Origin of the sequence: Intrasporangium sp. (genome assembly GCF_035280925.1) — a bacterium.
Lineage (GTDB): Bacteria > Actinomycetota > Actinomycetes > Actinomycetales > Dermatophilaceae > Intrasporangium.
Map to the genome: position 1 here is coordinate 1 of NZ_DATEEY010000081.1, position 4160 is coordinate 4160.

Annotated in this window: 3 protein-coding genes, 1 tRNA gene and 1 pseudogene; 1 reads left to right on the plus strand and 4 read right to left on the minus strand. The window is 69.9% G+C overall.

The features are described 5' to 3' along the window. A partial coding sequence (locus tag VJN29_RS08775; protein WP_324143248.1) for a helix-turn-helix domain-containing protein occupies nucleotides 1-686 on the plus strand: 686 nt, incomplete at its 5' end. 469 nt (nucleotides 687-1155) lie between these two features. Here VJN29_RS08775 and VJN29_RS08780 read toward each other — a convergent pair. The 4 genes and pseudogenes from VJN29_RS08780 to VJN29_RS08795 all read right to left on the minus strand — a co-directional run. Beyond that, nucleotides 1156-1228, minus strand: a tRNA-Asn gene (locus VJN29_RS08780). Nucleotides 1229-1368: 140 nt separating this feature from the next. Continuing rightward, nucleotides 1369-1887 (minus strand): hypothetical protein, encoded by a 519-nt coding sequence (locus tag VJN29_RS08785; RefSeq protein WP_324143249.1) that lies wholly within the window; start codon nucleotides 1885-1887, stop codon nucleotides 1369-1371. Beyond that, the gene (gene dnaG / locus VJN29_RS08790) at nucleotides 1887-3839 is read right to left on the minus strand and encodes a DNA primase (protein WP_324143250.1); all 1953 of its coding nucleotides are present in this window, start codon (nucleotides 3837-3839) and stop codon (nucleotides 1887-1889) included. Before dnaG ends, VJN29_RS08785 begins: the two co-directional genes overlap by 1 nt. 33 nt (nucleotides 3840-3872) lie before the next feature. Beyond that, nucleotides 3873-4160: pseudogene (locus VJN29_RS08795) on the minus strand (deoxyguanosinetriphosphate triphosphohydrolase); the annotation flags it as partial.

Sequence of the window (4160 nt, forward strand, 5' to 3'; positions counted from 1 at the left end):
GGCTGTTCGACGACCCCTGCGGCATCGCGCGAGCGCTGAACGCGGTCGGCGAGCGGTGGGCGTTGCTCGTCGTGCGGGAGCTGGTCTTCGGCCCGAAGCGCTACTCCGACCTGCACCGCGGGCTGCCGCAGATGAGCCAGAACGTCCTCGCGCAGCGGTTGCGCGAGCTCGAAGCCGACGGCCTGGTGCGGCGAAGGCGCCTGGGACCGCCTGCGTCCGCCGCCGTGTATGAACTCACCGAGCGCGGGCAGGAACTGGAGCCCGTGCTCCGCGCGCTCGCCCAGTGGGGCAGCCGCGCACCGCTGCCCGAGGACGGCGCGGCTGAACTGAGCGTCGACGCGCTGCTGTTCGCCCTGCGCGCCACCTTCGATCCGGCACTGGCGGGTGAGCTGTCGCTGCGCTGCCAGCTGGACGTCGCGGGCGACCGGTTCCGCATCACCGTTGCGGGCGGGCGCCTCGAGTTGGACCGCGGTGAGCACGCCGAACCCGATGCGTGGCTGACCGTGCCGGAGGCGGCGACATTGCGCGATCTGGTGTTCGCCGGTGCGGCGCTGCACGACGCCGTCGAGCGGGCAGACACCGAGGTGGCGGGCGATACCGCGCGGCTCGCCGCACTGCTGCGCTGCTTTCCCGCAGCAGTGCGGTATCCGGCGCCACAGGACCCCGGGCCGCCGGATCCCGTGTAGCCGGATCCCGTGTCGCCGGATCCCGTGTCGCCGGGCCCCGGGTCACCGAACGCCGAACTCCCGGGTCCCGCCGTCAGCGCAGGAAGTCGTCGGGGGTGAGCGGCAGTCCGCGGACCCCGGACACCGGTGGCGAGGTTACGCCCGCCGACAGTTCAAACTCCGCGGGCTCGCGGAACTCATCGCCGAGACGACGACGCACCACTTGGATAAGCGACCCGCAAGCCCAACGCCTGGCGCTGGTCCACGACCCGGCATGATCGACTTGTTGCAGTAGCCCATCCCGTTACGGGCGCATCCAGTGCCATGTCGGAGAGTCCGGCAACGGGCTGCCTCCAAGGGAAGCTCTGCCGCTTCCGCCGGCTGCGTTTCGCTCGAAGTTGAGCGCTCGGACGATGCATAGCCTCTGCATTGACTACTGCGAAACGGCCCGTGACGCGCGTTTCCGCAGGTCACGAGCCGTTTTGTGTTGCTCCCCCGGTTGGACTCGAACCAACAACCTGCCGGTTAACAGCCGGCTGCTCTGCCAGTTGAGCTACAGGGGACCGCTGCCGGGCAACCATAGCAAAGGAGCTCACCGGGGACTAAATCGCCCTTGGAGCATTCCAAACCGCTTCCCGAGGCGCTCCCGAGCCGTTTCCCGAGCCGTGTCCGGAACCGCCTCGGGGCCGCCCGTGGTACCGGTTCAGAGGCCCACTTCGGAGCGAAGCACCGCGAGCCTGCGCGCTGCCTCGGCGGCAACCGCAGGGTCGTTCGGGTCCGCACCCTTACCGGCGATGACCTGTTCCAGCAGCTCGCCGGTGGCGAAGTCCTGCCGGATGACGACCCGGACGCTTCGCCTGCTCTCGGTCCGGAACTCGTCGCTGAGCACGACACTGGCCTGGATCCGCTCCCGGAGCGCCTGCTGGAGCATCGAGGGCTCCCGGATCATCCACTGGGCGGGCCGGCGGTGATCGACCCAGATGACGGTCAGCAGACCCGAGTCGCTCTGCCACGTGCCCGACTCGGCCTCGTGCCAAGGCCGCTGCCAGACGAGGGACGCGTCCGGCCCGACGAAGGCGAGCTGCTGTGTTGACGCGACGACGTGGCCACCCGACTGCTCGTCCTTGGCCCAGGCGATGACGCGGTCCCCCGATCGCAGCGGCACGGCCTGTCGGACCTCAGTGGGCAGGTCCGCCCTGCGGCGGCGGTCGAACAGTCCCATCAGGACATGCCTTCCTTGATCCGGGCCAGCTGCCGCTGCAGCTCCTGCAGCGCCGTGGCCAGCGCACGCGACCGCTCGGGGTCCGGCTCCTGGGCGTGGTCCAGGCGCCGCATCTCGCTCATGGCGTCAGCCACCCGTCGAGTGAGGGAGACCGTCCGGACCCGGTCGAAGAGCTCCTCGACGTAGCGCGAGGTGGGCAGGCCGCTCATCGGGTCCATCCGCGCCGGAAGGGTGGCGACTGCCAGCTCGCTGATGAGCGCCGAGACCGCGCGCGGGGCGGATTCGGTCACCGCCGACACCCAGGTGCCGAGAGAGGCACGGTCACCGCACCCGTTCGCGATCCTGATCCCGTCGAACACCGCGCGGTGGGCCTCGGCCGTGAAGGCGTCGGCGGACAGCAGGTCGATGGCGCCCGGACGGAGCACGGTCGGGAACTGGAGCAGCACCTGGAGCAGCTGCCGCTCGGCCAGCACGACGGGGTCTCGCCGGTCAGGGACCGGCATCGTGCGCGCCGCCTCATCGGGAGTGGGTTCCCCCACCTCGTCCGCGCCGCCGGTCCCGGCACGTGCGGAGCGATCGTCGAGCCGCCCGTGCGACGGGTTCTGTTCGGGTCTGATGCGGCCTGCCCTGGCCACCTCTGCCGCCACCTGCTCCACCTCGAGGCCGAGCATGCCGGCAACCTCGCGGGTGTACTCCGGCCGCAAGGACCGGTCCCGGATCGAGGCGACGATGGGGGCGACGGCTCGGTTGGCCTTGACACGACCCTCTGCGGTGGCGACGTCGAAACGTTTGATCGTCGTGCGGACGGCGAACTCGAACATCGGCACCGCGTCCTCGATCAGGGCCTGGACGGCCGGGTCTCCACCCGCCTGGCGCAGCTCACAAGGATCCTTGCCGGACTTCTCGACGGCGACGAACGACTGCGAGGTCCACTTCGCGTCGTCGGCGAAGGCCCGCATCGCCGCCTTCTGGCCCGCCGCGTCACCGTCGAAGGTGAAGATGACCTTGGCGGGAGCGACGTCGGCCTCGTCCCGCATGAGGCGTCGCAGGACCTTGATGTGCTCGGCCCCGAAGGCGGTGCCGCAGGTCGCCACTGCTGTCTCCACGCCCGCCAGGTGGCACGCCATGACGTCGGTGTAGCCCTCGACGACCACGGCCTGTCGGTCCTGGGCAATGCGCTTCTTGGCCAGGTCGAGTCCGTAGAGGACCGACGACTTCTTGTAGAGCGGGGTCTCCGACGTGTTGAGGTACTTCGCCTCGATCTTGTCGTCATCGAAGATGCGACGGGCACCGAAGCCGATCGTGCTGCCGGTGATGTCGCGGATCGGCCAGAGGAGCCGGCTGCGGAAGCGGTCGTAGAGGCCGCGCGATCCCCGTCCGGCGAGTCCGCCGATGACGAGCTCCTCGTCGGTGAAGCCCTTGGCCTGCAGGTGGCTGACGAGCTCCCCACCGCTGCGCGGCGCGAAGCCGAGCCCGAAGTGCTTCACGTGCGAGCTGTTGAAGTCGCGCGCCCGGAGGAAGTCGCGTGCCTGTCTGGCGAGCTTGTCGGCCAGCAGCCGCTCGGTGTAGAACTCCTCGGCGACCCGGTGCGCCTCGAGCAAGCGGGATCGGCGACCGAGTCCCTCGTCGCGGGACCGGTGCCCGCCGTCCTCGTAGCGCAGCTCCATCCCGAGCCGCTGTGCCAGCCGCTCCACCGCCTCGGCGAACGTGAGGTGGTCGACCTTCTGGACGAACGAGATGACGTCACCGCCCTCGTCACAGCCGAAGCAGTGCCAGGCCCCAACGCCCGGCCGGATGTTGAACGATGGAGTCTTCTCGTCGTGAAAGGGACACAGGCCCTTGAGAGCGCCGGGGCCGGCGTTGCGGAGCGTGACGTGCTCGCGGACCACGTCCTCGAGGGAGGAGCGCGCCTTGACGGTCGCGATGTCGTCGGTGTGGATCCGACCCGCCATGGCGCCTCCTCTCGCTGCGCTGAGTCTAGGTCGTTACGGCCGGGTGGCCGGCGACCCGGCCCACAGCGAGTGCAGGTAGAGGGCGCGGACGTCCGTCAAGCAGGCGACCTGGTCCACGATGACCCGCAGTCTCACACCATCGTCGGTGGCCGCAAGGAAGTCAGCGCGGAAGTCGGCGTCCAGACGCGAGTCGGGCTGTGCCGCATACAGCTCCACGAGCTCGGCGAGCACCTCTCGCTGCTGCGCCTTGAGCACCATCTGGCTGTCGGTCGTCACGACGAACTGGTTCGCCACGGCCTTGAGCACGGCGCACTCCGCACG